Source organism: Chrysosporum bergii ANA360D (genome assembly GCF_029891735.1).
GTDB lineage: Bacteria > Cyanobacteriota > Cyanobacteriia > Cyanobacteriales > Nostocaceae > Umezakia > Umezakia bergii.
The window spans coordinates 1-15652 of the sequence record NZ_JANQDH010000085.1 but is presented as its reverse complement, the minus strand read 5'-3'; the positions used below and the strand labels follow the sequence as shown (position 1 = coordinate 15652).

Below are 15652 nucleotides of genomic sequence, written 5' to 3'. Positions count from 1 at the left end.
TGAATCAATACCCTCTAACGTGTATGGTGCTACGTGCTTACTGAAAGTAATACCAGTTTGTCTACACCGTAGTCTAACCCTGTTATTGTTGACATCTAGTTTAACGATACTAAGTTTTAACCTAGCATCTACTAGTTTTTTCTCTAATTTACTTTGGTTGCTGTTATATACCATAATCACTCTTAAACCACTGTGGAATAAGAGTTATGGGTTAACCCAAATCTAACCCGGTAGTCTCACTAGGTTTTATGCCAAAGTGATTAAAACCATTGATAAATCAAACCCGCAGAGGACTGAAAATCCTCGTGTCACCAGTTCAAGTCTGGTTCCTGGCATTTTTTTATGGCTAGACTTAGAGGGAATTTGAGGGCATAGTCATAAGCCCCCATAACCTGAGTTTATAACGATTTTATAAAAAAGCAACATACTACTTAAACAAGACGGAAAAGCCTCAAAGAATGGGAAAGGGGATTAAAATCGCCAACGGCTAACCCCCATGTCTGAAGCCAGAGGCTTGCTCGCCGTTGATATTTCGGTCAAACTATCCATTCCGAGGCGCGTTCACCCAAATCTAGAGGAATACTCACAGCCTTACCAAGACGAGGACGCTCGCGGGTTTGGGCAATAAATGTTTGTACCTGTACAGATCCGCCCAACGCATGAAGATAATTAGCCACATCGTCTAAATGTCCTTGGTACTCCACCTCACTCAAGGGAAAAGAAGCCTGTTCCAGATACTTCCACATAACTTGCAGAAATATCTTCCCCTTAGTGCGCCGGAACTGCACATCGTACGAATATCCCCACTTATCCAGCAATAATTGGCGTAATTCCTTTCCTGTCATAGCTTTCCTCAATTAGATTTTACATTTAGTTATGATGTTACGTTCCGTAACTCAAGTATGATAGACATATAAAGAAATGTAATGCTAACAAAAGTGATGCTCAACATATCTGGCTAAACAGAAATTTAGCATCTTTGTAGGCGTTGGCGTTTCGACTCAAACAAGAGTGACTCAAGTATTGGTACTCTTGTATAAATGGTGAAAAACTACACAAAGAGCGCGTAGATTATGGCTCAATTTTCAGAATCCATGGACGTGCCAGATATGGGCCGTCGTCAGTTCATGAATCTGCTCACTTTCGGGACTGTGACAGGTGTGGCTCTGGGTGCATTGTACCCTGTGGTCAAGTATTTTGTACCCCCTGCAAGCGGCGGCGCTGGCGGTGGGACAACAGCAAAAGACGAGCTGGGTAATGATGTAATTGTCAGTAAGTTTCTAGAAAGCCACAACGTAGGCTCTCGTTCCTTAGTACAAGGACTCAAAGGCGACCCCACTTATATTGTGGTGGAAAGCAAAGAAGCTATTGCCGATTACGGCATTAATGCTATCTGTACCCACCTGGGTTGTGTTGTACCGTGGAATGTAGCGGAGAACAAGTTCAAGTGTCCCTGTCACGGTTCTCAGTACGATGCTACCGGTAAGGTGGTCAGAGGTCCAGCACCTTTGTCTTTGCCTTTGGCGCACGCCAAAACAGAAGACGACAAAATTGTTTTGACTCCTTGGACTGAAACCGACTTCCGCACCGGTGAAGAACCTTGGTGGTCTTAATTGACCGCTTTTTTGCTTAGACCAATGACCAATTAACCAGAGAATCATTGTCCTTATAGAGATGAGAAATCCCTGTACCACAGCTAGTTTAATTTCCACTGCTAGAGCAATTGTGAAAACATTGCTCATAGCCGTCGCTACCTTGACATTTTACCTGACTAGCGATGTAGCCCTGCCCCAAAGCGCCGCAGCTTATCCTTTTTGGGCACAACAAACCTATCCAGAAACTCCCCGCGAACCTACCGGGCGGATTGTTTGCGCCAACTGTCACCTAGCAGCTAAACCAGCAGAAGTAGAAGTTCCCCAATCAATCCTACCTGACACTGTGTTTAAAGCAGTGGTGAAAATTCCCTACGACACCAATATCCAACAAGTAGGGGCTGATGGTTCTAAGGTTGGCTTGAACGTCGGCGCTGTACTGATGTTACCCGAAGGCTTCAAGATTGCACCTGAAGACCGCATTCCTGAAGAGTGGAAAGAAGAAGTAGGCGATCTTTACTTCCAGCCCTACACCGAAGAGCAGGAAAATGTTCTTCTTGTAGGACCTTTACCCGGTGAAGAGTATCAAGAAATTGTTTTCCCTGTTCTTTCACCCAACCCCGCAACCGACAACAATATTCACTTCGGTAAATATGCAGTTCACCTAGGTGCTAACCGGGGACGTGGACAAGTTTATCCCACTGGAGAAAAAAGCAATAATACCATTTACAATGCTTCCGCCAGTGGCACAATCAGCAAGATTACCCAAGAAGAAGATGAAGATGGTAATGTTAAATATTTAGTAAGTATCCAAACAGAATCTGGCGATACTACTGTTGATACCATTCCCGCAGGACCAGAACTGATTGTTTCTGAGGGACAGTCTGTAACTGCTGGTGATGCTTTGACTAATAACCCCAATGTGGGTGGATTTGGCCAAAAAGATGCAGAAATTGTATTGCAAAATCCCACCAGGGTTCAAGGTTTGATTGCTTTTATTGCTCTTGTGATGTTAGCTCAAGTCATGCTTGTGCTGAAGAAGAAGCAAGTTGAAAAAGTCCAAGCTGCTGAAATGAATTTCTAATTTCTCCGCTGATTTTATCCTTGTGAAGACAGGCCTTGTGCCTGTCTTTTTTTTCGCGTAAAACCAATTTTTTTCAAAGCTCTTGAGATTGTGCGATCGCTAATTTCTTCAGGCCAAAGTGAGGCCATCTCTACTTGGGTTTTATCGCCATGCACGGAAGCGAACTCACGAAATTTTGCCCCATAGGTAATTTGGTGACCATTCCCAGGACGCTGACTAGGCAAGGCTTGGAAGTCCCCCGTTTCGGTTTTTCGTTTCAACCATAGGGTGATGGTGTTGCGACTAATATTAAACATTTGACTAGCTTGAGTCTTCTTCAAGCCATCGAGTTCAATCGCTTGGATTACTTTTTGACGAAGGTCGTAACTGTACGGCTTGGGCATATACCTGTAGTAAGCGATCGATTCAGATGAAAAGGGACTACTTATAGTTTATACTTAAATTACCTTGGTGGTTGCTATATTTCATCAACATATAGCGATCAGTACAAGTCCTGATCGCTGCTGCTAAAAACCGCTCCCTTAACCTCCTCTGCGCTAGAAAAACCCCTTCCTGCTGCTTAAAAAAGGGAATAGGGAATGGGGAATAATTTACTTGATTACTTAATAATTAAACCGGAATTACCCCACCCCGCCAAAGCTGCTCTTTGTCTCCTCTCCCTGCTTACGGGAATGGGTTTAATTATTTACTACCGTAAAAAAAGGCAATTTCTTTTTCCTTAAGAGGTGCAAAACCCGCTTCTATCAAGGATTGATTCAGTTCTGCTTGGGGAATGTGTTTTGCCCCAATACGAACGATGCGCGATCGCATGGTATTTGATACACCACTACGCTGTCTATTTGCCTCTAATTCCATAACCTTGTGATACAGTTCCAGCTTGGCTGGGGGGATGGGGGAACCATCAAAATCAATTCCCTGGGCGATGGCTTCATCGATAGCATCAGCACCTTTGGTTGTGGCATTTTCTGGATTGGTTTCAGCAGAAATGAGCATTTTTTCTCAAAGACATAAAAGACATGAGTGTATTTTACCAGTCTTTGACACTCCCCACGGCTAAAGGCGTGGGAAACAATGAGCTAAGGTTCTTCATGTGTAATTGAACCAGCCATAAAAGCCCCCAAAATAGTACCAGTCCATAGTCCGGTTGTGGTTCCTTGCCAAACCGCTCCCGGTGTTACCCAAACATTACACATCACCTTAAACCCCCAGTTTTGGTTTTGGCATTTGTGGTTATGCAGTGTTGAGGTGATTTGTCCACCGATATACGCACCAAAGAATCCTGATATCAAGGCCAAGAGAGTGCAAGTTAAAAGTCTATTTTGCTTCATGAGTTAACCTGTTGTACTGCTAAATCCAATCATCTGTATTTCATCAACATTTCATCAAAATATGGTGCGACTCGTTCTCTCTAAATTAGTATAAATACTCAGGGATGGGAGATAATTTGGCTAAAGCCAATCAGTCGCTTTAATGCGACTAAAGTCGCCATCGACTTATCCCCATGTCTGAAGCCAGGGGCTTGCGTCTCGTTTTATGGTCAGGTGACTGACTGGCTTAGTTTAATTAGTGCTGGTATCTTCATATCTATCGATGCTGTAAGGCACTTCATGTATCAGTATCAGTAATTACAAGCTGGCAATCTGTGACAGAAGCGCGGTTTTGCATAGATTGGACTAAAGCTTGGTAACTTGACCAGTTTTCTTGCAGTAAAGTTTTAGCTTGGAGAAAATGAAACCTCTGTTTCTGCAAACAAGCCGATTGAGAAAAACCCAAACCTGCTAAAACTCCAGTCAGCTTATTTTGGTCATCAACCCCACCTTCAGCATGGTCAAAAACTAAAGTTTCTGCCGCCATACCTGCCATCCAAATAGTACAATAGCGGTCTAACATTTGGGCGCTGATTATCCCCTGTTCTAATTGAGAAACTAACTCACTATCATCAAACTTGACACCACCTTGTCCCGGTTGTCCTTGTTTCCAAGCTTCCCAGGCGCTGAGAGTGTAACCTGTGACTGGAATATTCAGTAGATGGGCTGTCAGAAAATGACCAGCTTCGTGGTGGATAATGCGATCGCGGTGTTGGGGAGAGAAACCAGCAACCCAGTCTAAAAATATTGTACCTCCCTGCCCCTGCCAACTAAAATTATCAAAAGTGGCTATTGCCAAAATAGCAAAAGTAGCGACTGCTGGAACTGTTGGCGACAAATGAATTAACGGACCCAACAACACCGATAAAGTCATGATAAATATAGATATTGCTACTAAATTTAAGGCAGTCTGATTCATGAGGTTTGTTACTATAGCTTAATCTTTCTTTATTTTCACATTCTCCCTGCCCATTGTTAACTCATAACTGCTAATTGTTGGAGTTCTTGACACTTAGCCTCTGCTGCCTGATAAGCTGTTAAATATTCCTGACCCCCCAACATCACATCACCGTAATACTCATAAGGTGCATCACCATAGACTGGTAACGGGTCATCTTCTGGATAATCCTCTTTTGATTCCTCAATAATAGCTTTTAGTTCCTTGATACTAAAGCTTTGTGCTGCGAAGTACCAAAGTTCTTGAGCGGTTTTGTGCAGGTGTGGTAAACTTGGGTCTATAATTGTCACCACAGAATCATCCACTGTTTCCCTTAATTCTATCCAGCCATGTTCTATGGGGTGGTACGGCATTTCAGCCATGGCTAAAAATCCCTGCACATACTTGGCTTTCTCGGTGGCTAATGCCGCTCTGTAAGCATTATTAAATGGCTGGTTAGCCTTACTTTTAATGCTTTGGGCAATTTCCACTGAACGAGTTTCATTCAATGCTTTATTCATCTCAAACGGGGATCACAGCAACAGTCATAATTTATATGATATATATTATCATTTCTGTTCATCTTTGATTTTTCATTTGCCGCACAGATTGCCCGGTCATCAGTTCCACAACATCCATACCATTACCAATAACCCCAGGTACACTGGGATACCCAGCACTAGCCCCCACCAAAAACAGATTAGGCAATTCTGTAATATATCCCAGGCGATTTAAACCCACTTGTTCGGGTACTAATTTAGCACCATAAATATTACCTTGGGGTTGTCCTAAATAAAATTCGCTGGTGGTGGGTGTACCATAAACCTTCATCCGGGCGTATTTCTCCACATCGGGGATTAAATCTTTCACAGTGGCCATGATTTGCTGGTAAACTTGCCGTTTTTTGGCTTTATAGGCTTTGGAGTCCCTTTGGCGCAGGTGTTTAAAGGGTGCGTAAGGACAAACAGTGGCAATTTCTAGGACATGATGTCCAGATGGAGCAATTCCTGCTTCTAAGGATTTCATTGTGGGACAAGAAAGAAAAATCCACGGTTGGCTGAGGTCGCCCTGTAATTGGCGTTGATATTCGCTGTTTAAGTCCCCGGTGGGGTAGTACCAAATATTCCCGTTACCAATACCATAATCTTGGGGTTGAAAGCGGTCATCTAAACCCAAATAAATATTAAAAACACTAGCTGAGTATTCATAATTGGTCAGGCGTTGACGTTCCCTAGGGCTGATAGCTTCTGCATTGTGCATTAACTCTACCGTTAGTTTGGGGTCAAGATCACTGACATAACACCGGTTGGCTTGGTAGGTTTGATCCCCAGCCAACACGCTTTCTACCTGGTTGTGATTAATTTGAATATGGGTTACAGGTGTAGAGTATTTAATCACACTGCCACCTGTGGTAATGGCATCAGTAATACTATGGACTAAATGTTTAAAATGATGTCTGGGATAATAAGCTCCTTCTGAGTAGTCCCAAACTAGGGAAGTGTGGGTGAGTAGGGAGATTTGATTTGGTGGTAGTGCATAATCACCACTTTGTCCCGCCAAGATGGCTTGTAATTTGGGTGACAAGCCTACATGGTTATATAAATCTTGTAAAGTCCAGGTGCGCTTTCTAAATAAATTGAGATATTTTGGCAACTTTAACCAGTCATACCAGCGGCGATTAAACCAACGTATTTCCGCCGCTAGGCTATGAATTTCTTGATGGATTTGCTGAATTTGGTCACAGTAGCAGTTGACAGCATCGGCCTCGGCGGGAAAAGTTGAGAGTAAACGCGATCGCAAATTTTCCCATCCCAAGGGAATTTTAAAATTCACATCTGGTGTAATTACTCTGTCTATGCAGTCTGGGTCGAGGCTATTAAAAGCCACATTTCGCTCAATATAGTTGAGGAATTGCCCTATGCTCTGATGAGGGGCGCATTGAGAAATATAATGTACATCTGCACAAAAACTATATTCCCCATAATCAAACGTATGACAACAGCCACCGGGTAAGTAATGTTGTTCTAAAACTACTACTCGATATCCTTGTCTAGTTAAGCAAGCTGCTGCTGCAAGTCCACCCAATCCTGCCCCGATAATGACATAATCAAAATTATTCATGCAGAAAAAATTATTTTCAATGGGAATTGTTTGATAAACTTACCTGCACAAGTTGTGATTTGATTATCAGCAATTGAGAAAGTTTAGTCATCTAACTCAAGTCATAATGATTTAATAAAATATATGGTGTGCGTTGCGTAGCGTCTCTGATGACTGCGTAGCAAAATCAGTTGATAATCCCCTGTGTTTCAACCAGGGGAGATGTCAAATCACTCATCTTAAATTACCTAAGTAAGGTACTAAAGCCTGTAAAGCTTTACCTCGATGGCTAATTGAGCCTTTCAATTCCCTGGACATCTCTGCAAAGGTCAAATGCTTTTCCGGGACATAAAATATGGGGTCGTAGCCAAAACCACCTTCCCCACGGGGTGCATACAGAATTTCGCCACGGCATACCCCTTCGGATTCTAAGGCAATTGTACCATCAGGACGGGCTATGGCAACAGCACAGAAAAATTGAGCCTGGCGATTAACTGTGTCACCCAACTCCCGCAGTAGCCTGGCAATACGATCCGCGTCGCTGGTGCCATAACGAGCAGAATATACTCCAGGTGCGCCGCCCAGAGCATCCACTTGTAAACCAGAATCATCTGCTACGGCCCATTGTCCCGTGGCTTGGGCAATTTGGGAAGCTTTGAGACAGGCATTAGCCGCAAAGGTTTCTCCTGTTTCTTCTACTTCTAATTCTTCTGGTTTCAGAATTAATTCCCAGCCAGAGTTGGCGAGATAAGCCTGCATTTCGCGCAGTTTACCTGGATTTCCTGTAGCTACTACCAGTAGTTTGGCCATGTTGTAATTTTCTGTGCTAATTTACATTGTCTAATTTATCCTGCCCAGTTTTTTGCCCAAGTCAATGTTTGATGCACTTGTTTAAGTGTGGGAGCTTCACAATACAGGCGTAACACTGGTTCAGTACCGCTAAAGCGAATCATTAACCAGCTGTTGTCAGCTAGGCGGAATTTATAGCCGTCTATGGTTTGGCAATCAATTACAGCCTGACCGGCTATTTCTGTTAATGCTTGGGTTTGCAGTTGTTGTAACAGGCGCGATCGCACTTCCATACTTGCCAAGGGTAAATCAATGCGATCATAAGCCGAAATAAAACCTGTTTTCTGTTGCAAGCAGTGATAATAATTCCCCAAATCCTCCCCAGACTCCACCACAGCTTCTAGCACATACAATGCTGATAGTAGAGCATCACGTTCGGGAATATGACTGCCATAACCAATTCCTCCCGACTCTTCACCACCCAATAATACATCTGCTGTTAACATTCTATCGGCGATGTATTTATATCCCACCGCCGTTTCAAAAACTGACAAGTTATGCAGTGCTGCTACACGGGGAATTAAATCAGAACCACTCACAGTTTTGACGACTTCACCTCTAAAATTGCGCCTTGCCTTTAAGTGGTCAATTAATATGGGGATTAAGATTTGCGAACTCAAAAAATTACCGTCACCATCCACTGCGGCGATGCGATCGCAATCCCCATCGAATACTAGTCCCACTGCTAAACCTGATTTATCTGTTTGGCGGTGGGTTTTCATGATTGAGAATAAACGGGCTAGGTATTTTGGTAAAGGTTCCGGCGCGCCGTTGGCAAATAAAGGATCACGATGGCTGTTGATTTCTTCAACTCCATCCCCCAGTAATTGACTTAATCCCCCAGCTGCTGCACCGTGCATCACATCAGCAAATAATTTTAGCTTACCACTGCCCAACGCTGCTTGAATTTTGCCAATATCCACTTTAGCTTTCAAGGCTGTAATATAGCTACTCCAAGGATTAAACTGTTCTTGTTTCCCTGGGGTGGCTATAGCAGCAGGTACACCTTCCGATAGTATAGCTTCTATTTCTTGTGTCACTTCTGGCGGTACTGAACCCCCAAAATAACCCTTAACTTTTAATCCTAAATATGCAGCCGGATTATGACTAGCTGTAATCACTAACGCCCCCAAAGCGTTTAGTTCTTTAGCCGCCCAACTAAAAGCGGGAGTGGGGGCATAGGTTTGGCTGAGTAATACATCAAATCCCATGGCTGTCACAGCATCAGCCACAGTTTGAGCAAAATTTTCCGCCATAAAGCGGCGATCGTAGCCGACTACAATTGTTTTGCTACCAACCGTAGAATAATATGTATTATATAACACTTTTGCGGCCGTCTGCGCAACCAAAGCGAGGCGTTCAAAGGTGAACTCATCGCCAATAACGCCCCGCCAACCATCTGTGCCAAACTTAATAGAGTTAGTAGCAACTGGCATTAAGTTATCCCCACTATTTACCAAAGGATTTTACCATTTGTTTTCAACTTGTATAATCATAGCGGGCAAGATGACTGCAGTAGCTATCTTAATTAAAGATTTACCCAAATTAAATCAAATAAGAGCATTTAAATTTTATGAACTATATGACTCATCAAATAGGGAATATTCTCCGCCTGACATTCAAACAATCAGTAATTATTTCTAGCGCCATGGCCACAGTTTTCATCTTGTCCATTGAGAAACTGCAAGTATTACAGACAGTGGAGTTAAAGGTCTATGACCAGATGGTGCAAATGCGTACTGATCAGGGGGTAGACCCGCGTATATTAATTGTGGCTGTCACTGAGGAGGATTTGCAAAAATGGAATTGGCCTTTATCTGGAGAAGTTTTAAATCGGCTGTTAGGCAAATTGGAAGAATATAACCCCCGAGGTATTGGTTTAGATATTTTTCGTGACTTACCTGTACAACCAGGGCATGAAAAATTACTACAACGCTTACAGCAAAGTGATGTGATTGTTCCTGTGTGTAAACACGCCAATGGTAAAAATCCTGGTGTTGCACCGCCTGTAGGAGTAGAACAAAACCGAGTAGGATTTAGCGATATAGTGGAAGACCCAGATGGTTTTATTCGGCGTAATCTCATAGCTGTTAGCGTCAATAAATCTGAAATTTGCCAGAGTCCATTTTCCTTAAGTTGGCAGTTAGCCCTTAAATACTTAGCCGTTGGAGGTATTCAAGCCCAACTAACCCCCAACCAAAAACTAAAATTGGGTGATGTCATATTTAAACCCCTGGAAAGTCACTTTGGCGGTTATGAAAACGCAGATACTCAAGGCTACCAAATTCTGCTGAATTACCGTTCCGCCCGTGAGATTGCCAAGCAAGTTACAGTTACACAAGTGCTGTTGGGTGAAATCAAACCTGAATTAGTCAAAGACCGCATTGTCTTAATTGGTTCCACCGCACCGAGCTTAAAAGATGTGTTTAATACACCATTTAATAATGGAAAAGCCGATGATTCTGGCAGGATGGCAGGTGTAGAAATTCATGCCCAAATCATCAGTCAAATTCTCAGTGCTGTTTTGAACAATCAGGGTTTATTTTGGTTTTTACCTGCTTGGGGTGAAGTTATCTGGATAGGGGGATGGTCTGTAGTTGGCGGACTTTTGGCATGGCGCATTGAACATCCATTAGGCTGGGGAATAGGGATAGCCTCATCTTTGACAGTTTTATTTGCTGGTAACTTTGTAATTTTTACTCAAGGGGGATGGTTACCAGTGGTTTCTCCATCCCTGGGTCTGGTGGTAGCGACTGGTGGCGTACTTGCTCATAGCGCCTATCACACCAAGCAAGAGCAAGAAAAAATCATCCAACGGGTGCAAGAGCAACAAGACTTAATTGCTCAGTTAAAAGTCTATGTTTCACAAGGTATGGTATCAGCACCAACCAAATTAATTAACAAAAATACTCATGATTCTGTCACAGCCATACCCCCCTCAGAAAACACGTCCGCACTACCAACCAAATTAATTAACAAAAATACTGATGATTCTGTCACAGCCATACCCCCCTCAGAAAACACGTCCGCACTGCCTACTCAAGCCGTCAACACCAGTCCTACACTCAATTCTGATGTTTTAGGACGATTACTTATGCCTGATACTGTGCTTAACAAACGTTATCAAATTACTAAAAGTTTAGCAAGTGGAGGGTTTGGGGATACTTACCTAGCTCAAGATATTCAACGACCAGGAAATCCTCTGTGTGTGGTCAAACAGATGCGTCCTGCCAGCCAAGAAACAAAATATCTGAATGTTGTCAGACGTTTATTTAATAATGAAGCATATATTCTGGAAACTTTGGGTAAAAACCGACAAATACCACAGTTACTAGCTTTTTTTGAAGAAAATCACCAATTCTATTTAGTCCAGGAATTTATTGCAGGTCATCCCTTAACTGAAGAGTTAACTCCGGGAGTATGTTGCTCACGCACTGAGGTTATTAATATACTCAAGCAAGTTTTGCAAGTACTGGTTTTTACTCACAGCTATGGTGTGATTCATCGAGATATTAAACCCAGTAACTTGATGAGGCGAACAACAGATGCAGAAATTGTTTTAATTGACTTTGGGGCTGTGAAACAAGTTCAACCGCAAATGCCACATCAAGATCAGGAAAGTCAAACCATCGCCATTGGTACTCCTGGTTATGCACCTGGTGAACAAATGACTGGTGTGCCCAGACTCAACAGCGATATTTACGCTTTAGGCATAATTGCCATTCAAGCTTTAACCGGCGGATCTCCAAAAAATTTTCGCAGAGATACTAACACTGGTTTAATCATCATTCCTACAGTATGTGCAACAGATGAACAAACTTGGCAAGATTGGTGGCAATTGGCAGATACCACCGAGGAATTGACGAGAATACTAAATAAAATGGTACATCTTGACTTCACTCAAAGATATCAGTCAGCCAAAGAGGTGCTAAATCATATCAGTGCAAATTTGAAGTGACAGCAACTATGGACTGTTACTACTTTGACAGTAGCTCCCCGTCCGTTTCAAGTGGTGCCGATGCCCCATGCCCGCTAAACCGGTGTTATAACATACTGAAAAGCCGTCTTAGAAGGACGAGCTTGTCATCCCATTCTTTTGGTCAGGGAGAAAGTGATAAATTGTATGATCGGGAGCTAAATTTATGGCTGCGTTGTGGTCTTCAATAGCTTTTTGGTGATTACCAAGCTCTAGATAAGTTTGACTGCGCCAATAATAAAAGAACGGATTACCAGGATTGATGTCTATTGCCTGAGTATAATCGTCTAATGCTCCTTCACAATCGCCTAATTTTTCCTGCCGAAACTTCGCTCTTGCTGTGTAAATTTCTGCACACTGGGGATGAGAAAAAATTGCTGCATCAAAATGGGCGATCGCTCCCTGCATATCTCCTTGGGCAAAACAAGTATAAGCCTGTTGGATGTATGGCGGCACATCAGGTGTGGGTGGTGACGATTGGTTTTGATAGTTGCTGGTCACTGTTTTTAATTCAGGGTAGGTCTTATTTGATTAGATTATCTGCATTTGCTGAAATCAAAAATATTTTTGATTTGAATTGACTACTTGCCTCAATTTACCTGAACTTGTCTGTAGTTGTCGAGTATTTAACCCTATGGTTGATAGCGCAGGCTAAAGTAAAAGCCTTGGTCTTGGATATTATTACCCCGATCTTGCAAATCGACCAGGGGAATGGCATAATCTAAACGCATAGTCAGCCCGTCAATTCCTAAAGCCTGACCCCAAAGAAAACCTAAACCAGCACCGGCGAGAAAATTCTCCTGGGGTAACTGATTGGGATTATCAGATTGGTTCCAGACCACACCCATATCCACAAAGGGTGCAAGTTGAATTATTGGTAATCCGGCTGGATCTGTTTCAATTGTAATTCTGTTTTCTACCCCTAAACGCAAACCACGATCACCAGAGCGGATATTTTGCCGATAGCCACGTATAGACTGTCCGCCACCCATGACAAACTGCTGGGAAGTTAATAAACTATCTGGTGTGAATTGCCAATTGGCTTGTAGTAGCAACAAATTACTATCACTCAATCGCTGGGTTCGTTGTAGTTGACCAGCCCAACTAAAAAATCGACTATCAGGGATGGGATCTTGATTAATTGTAGCATTAAATAAGCCTACACCAAAGTTAAATTGCGATCGCCAAAACCAAACACCTTGTGCATCTCGCTGTATATACTCTTGACCAAACTTAATCACACTAGTACGACTCACTCCATTGCTATCGGGACCAATTCCAAAGGGGGTGGGGAGTCGATCAAATTGAAAAGTCTGACCATTTTGATGGGTAAACCCTAGTGATATAGCCAACTCTTTCCGGGGCGATCGCCATACTGGTTGACGATAGTTAATGTCATAGAACTCTTGCTCGCCCTCAATATTTAATCCCTTAAAAGGCGACTCAGTGATTTTTGTTCTGCTGGGTGCAACTCGAATTTCCACAGTTCCGTTCATAGCATTCACTGGAATCTGATACCCCAAACTAAACACATTAGAACCACCTGTAAATGTACGGTAATAAGAACCTGTGAGTAAGTCTCCCCATCCAGTTAAGTTGCGATAACCCAGTTCCAACCCGAATCTCTCCCCACCAACGCTGACCGGGGAATAGTTATCTATTAACCAGTTTGTTGTCGAAGATTCAGCTTCTTCTATTCTGACTATAAGTAAACTTTTTCCTTGTTGGCCTGTGGGGCGGAGACTGGCTTGTACATTTTCAAATAACGGGTCGAGTCGCAGTAACCTCAATTGTTCTTCCAGTCTCATGCTATTGAGAGGTACACTAGCGGCTAATTGAATACGACTACGAATATAACCAGGGTTGACTCGTTTTGTCCCGCGAATCTCAATATCTGCCAACTGTCCTTCAATTATCTGAATTACTAACACACCCTCTGTATTACCAGCTTCTGGAATCATGGGAACAGCCCTGGAGGTGAGATAATTTTGATTTAAGTACAGTTGGGTAATAGCATCACTGGCCTGTTTGATTTCTTCTTTAGTCAATACCCGGCCTTCAAAAGGCTTAACCACGGGTGCAAAGTCCTTTTGACTAAAGATTGTACTACCCATAACACGAATTTCACGGATATAAAATGCCTGTGTAGATTCCGGCTTGGTCAAGGTAGTATCTGGGGACTGTGTTATGGCTGTTGAGGGTAAAAGATGATCACCTAGGCCACTACCCTGGGGGCGATCGCTATCCCAGTCATGGATAGAGTTAGTCACATCACCAGCCATGCTACTCTGTCCATTCATACCCCATGTTATCAACAAAATCAATAGCAAACTTAACTGACAGCTGGGAGAAGAGATAATTTTTAACATATATAGCATTAAACACATGATATACAAATGTAAATGATAAAAGTCTTGTATTGTAAGCATCTTGCTTGCTAAGGATGTACCTCACTTGGGCAAAATTCGCTATAAACACAAAGTAATTAGTGATAATTTAGATTTAAAGTCACTTTATTCTATAGTTTTAGCAGTAAAAACACCAATGATATACACTCTTATTTTTAAGTATAATCAGTAGCATAATAGTGAATAAACTTTTTTACATTTACAGTATACATAGCCACAGTATGTTTGCCACTAGCAAAAGTCAAAAAATCTTCTCTTCCCAACCCCGTCCATTGGCTGACCAAGAGAGCATCGCGGTTACATTGACCTTGCACCATCGCCAACCTTTTCTAACCACTCTGGCTAATATGTTTCAGGGTGCGTTCGCCCCAACCAAGACAGCTTTAGTGAGTGCAGTCTGCTGGGGAATCTTTTCTTTAGGGGGAATTGACAGCAGAATAGCCCAAGCCCAAGAAATTATTCCTGCTTCAGATGGCACTAATACCATTGTCACGCCTAACAGTAATACCATTGACATCACAGGGGGAACAACTTCCCCAGACGGTGTTAACCTGTTTCACAGTTTTGAAAAGTTTGGAGTCAGTTCACAACAAATTGCCAACTTCCAAGCCAACCCCGCAATACAAAATATTCTTGGTCGGGTTACAGGTGGTGATGCTTCTATTATCAATGGATTAATTCAGGTGACAGGAGGCAATCCTAATTTATTCTTAATGAATCCCGCAGGATTTATTTTTGGGGCTAACGCGAGTTTAAATGTTCCTAGTTCCTTCACGGCTACAACTGCTGATGGCATCAGTTTTGATGAGCAGTGGTTCAATGCGATCGGCGATAATAACTACACTAGCTTAGTAGGCGCTCCCAACGGATTCGCTTTTACCATGAACCAGCCAGGATCAATCATCAATGCTGGTAATTTGCGAGTGGGTACAGGGGAGGGGTTGAGTTTATTAGGCGGGACAGTGGTAAACACTGGAGAACTGACAGCACCAACAACCGGAAAAATTTTAGTCATATCCTTACCAGGGGAAAATTGGGTACGCATCAGCCAAGTAGGAAGCATTTTGAGTTTAGAAATTCAACCCATCACCCCCAATAGCAATCAACCCAATAATTGGACACTTAACATCCCCTCTTTACCGGAATTACTCACGGTTGGTAGTGATTCTTCCTTAACAGTTGACAGCAACGGTAATGTAACAGGACTTACGCAACTGGCACAGGCGATCGCTATATTATAGTATTTGTGTACTGAAATAAGTGACACAACTAGCACAAATAGTGGGCGGGCTTCGCGGTAGCAAAGCGACAAATTGAATCAAACCAAACACATAGAAAT

Annotated in this window: 14 protein-coding genes and 1 pseudogene; 4 read left to right on the top strand and 11 right to left on the bottom strand. The window is 42.7% G+C overall.

Translation table 11 applies throughout. The features are described from left to right. Positions 1–536: 536 nt before the first annotated feature. Positions 537–845 carry a DUF3067 family protein gene (locus tag NWP17_RS12795; protein WP_280655281.1) on the bottom strand — a complete coding sequence of 103 codons (309 nt, stop codon included), beginning with the start codon at positions 843–845 and terminating at the stop codon, positions 537–539. A 228-nt stretch (positions 846–1073) separates the two neighbouring features. Here NWP17_RS12795 and petC point away from each other — a divergent pair, with 228 nt between their 5' ends. Beyond that, positions 1074–1613: a cytochrome b6-f complex iron-sulfur subunit gene (gene petC, locus NWP17_RS12790; RefSeq protein WP_280655280.1), complete on the top strand. Its 540-nt coding sequence runs from the start codon at positions 1074–1076 to the stop codon at positions 1611–1613. A 61-nt stretch (positions 1614–1674) separates the two neighbouring features. Next, positions 1675–2676, top strand: a complete 1002-nt coding sequence (petA, locus tag NWP17_RS12785) for a cytochrome f (protein ID WP_280655279.1) — start codon at positions 1675–1677, stop codon at positions 2674–2676. A gap of 47 nt (positions 2677–2723) precedes the next feature. Here petA and NWP17_RS12780 read toward each other — a convergent pair. From NWP17_RS12780 to NWP17_RS12745, 8 genes and pseudogenes are all read right to left on the bottom strand, one after another. Beyond that, positions 2724–3059: pseudogene (locus NWP17_RS12780) on the bottom strand (IS630 transposase-related protein); the annotation flags it as partial. A 298-nt stretch (positions 3060–3357) separates the two neighbouring features. Then, positions 3358–3669, bottom strand: coding sequence for a small RNA NsiR4-regulated ssr1528 family protein (locus NWP17_RS12775; protein WP_280655278.1), 312 nt, complete (start codon positions 3667–3669; stop codon positions 3358–3360). Positions 3670–3752: 83 nt separating this feature from the next. Beyond that, positions 3753–4004 carry a hypothetical protein gene (locus NWP17_RS12770; protein WP_280655277.1) on the bottom strand — a complete coding sequence of 84 codons (252 nt, stop codon included), beginning with the start codon at positions 4002–4004 and terminating at the stop codon, positions 3753–3755. 277 nt (positions 4005–4281) lie between these two features. Further along, on the bottom strand, positions 4282–4962 hold the full coding sequence (locus NWP17_RS12765) for an ATP-dependent Zn protease (protein ID WP_280655276.1): 681 nt from the start codon (positions 4960–4962) through the stop codon (positions 4282–4284). A gap of 56 nt (positions 4963–5018) precedes the next feature. Further along, a complete protein-coding gene (locus tag NWP17_RS12760; protein WP_280655275.1) occupies positions 5019–5501 on the bottom strand; it encodes a hypothetical protein in 483 nt (160 codons plus the stop codon). A gap of 58 nt (positions 5502–5559) precedes the next feature. Then, positions 5560–7101 (bottom strand): phytoene desaturase family protein, encoded by a 1542-nt coding sequence (locus NWP17_RS12755; RefSeq protein WP_280655274.1) that lies wholly within the window; start codon positions 7099–7101, stop codon positions 5560–5562. 213 nt (positions 7102–7314) lie between these two features. Next, complete coding sequence (gene rdgB / locus NWP17_RS12750; protein WP_280655273.1) at positions 7315–7890, bottom strand: RdgB/HAM1 family non-canonical purine NTP pyrophosphatase; 576 nt, start codon at positions 7888–7890, stop codon at positions 7315–7317. A gap of 35 nt (positions 7891–7925) precedes the next feature. Beyond that, positions 7926–9365 carry a phosphoglucomutase/phosphomannomutase family protein gene (locus NWP17_RS12745; protein ID WP_280655272.1) on the bottom strand — a complete coding sequence of 480 codons (1440 nt, stop codon included), beginning with the start codon at positions 9363–9365 and terminating at the stop codon, positions 7926–7928. Between the two features lie 137 nt (positions 9366–9502). On the opposite strand from NWP17_RS12745, the gene NWP17_RS12740 reads away from it, so the two are divergent. Next, positions 9503–11887 (top strand): CHASE2 domain-containing protein, encoded by a 2385-nt coding sequence (locus tag NWP17_RS12740; protein WP_280655271.1) that lies wholly within the window; start codon positions 9503–9505, stop codon positions 11885–11887. A gap of 108 nt (positions 11888–11995) precedes the next feature. Here the strand turns inward: NWP17_RS12740 and NWP17_RS12735 are convergent, their stop codons facing one another. Next, complete coding sequence (locus tag NWP17_RS12735; protein ID WP_280655270.1) at positions 11996–12406, bottom strand: tetratricopeptide repeat protein; 411 nt, start codon at positions 12404–12406, stop codon at positions 11996–11998. Between the two features lie 131 nt (positions 12407–12537). Continuing rightward, a complete protein-coding gene (locus tag NWP17_RS12730; protein WP_280655269.1) occupies positions 12538–14205 on the bottom strand; it encodes a ShlB/FhaC/HecB family hemolysin secretion/activation protein in 1668 nt (555 codons plus the stop codon). A 329-nt stretch (positions 14206–14534) separates the two neighbouring features. On the opposite strand from NWP17_RS12730, the gene NWP17_RS12725 reads away from it, so the two are divergent. Then, a complete protein-coding gene (locus tag NWP17_RS12725; protein ID WP_280655268.1) occupies positions 14535–15554 on the top strand; it encodes a filamentous hemagglutinin N-terminal domain-containing protein in 1020 nt (339 codons plus the stop codon). Positions 15555–15652 lie beyond the last annotated feature (98 nt).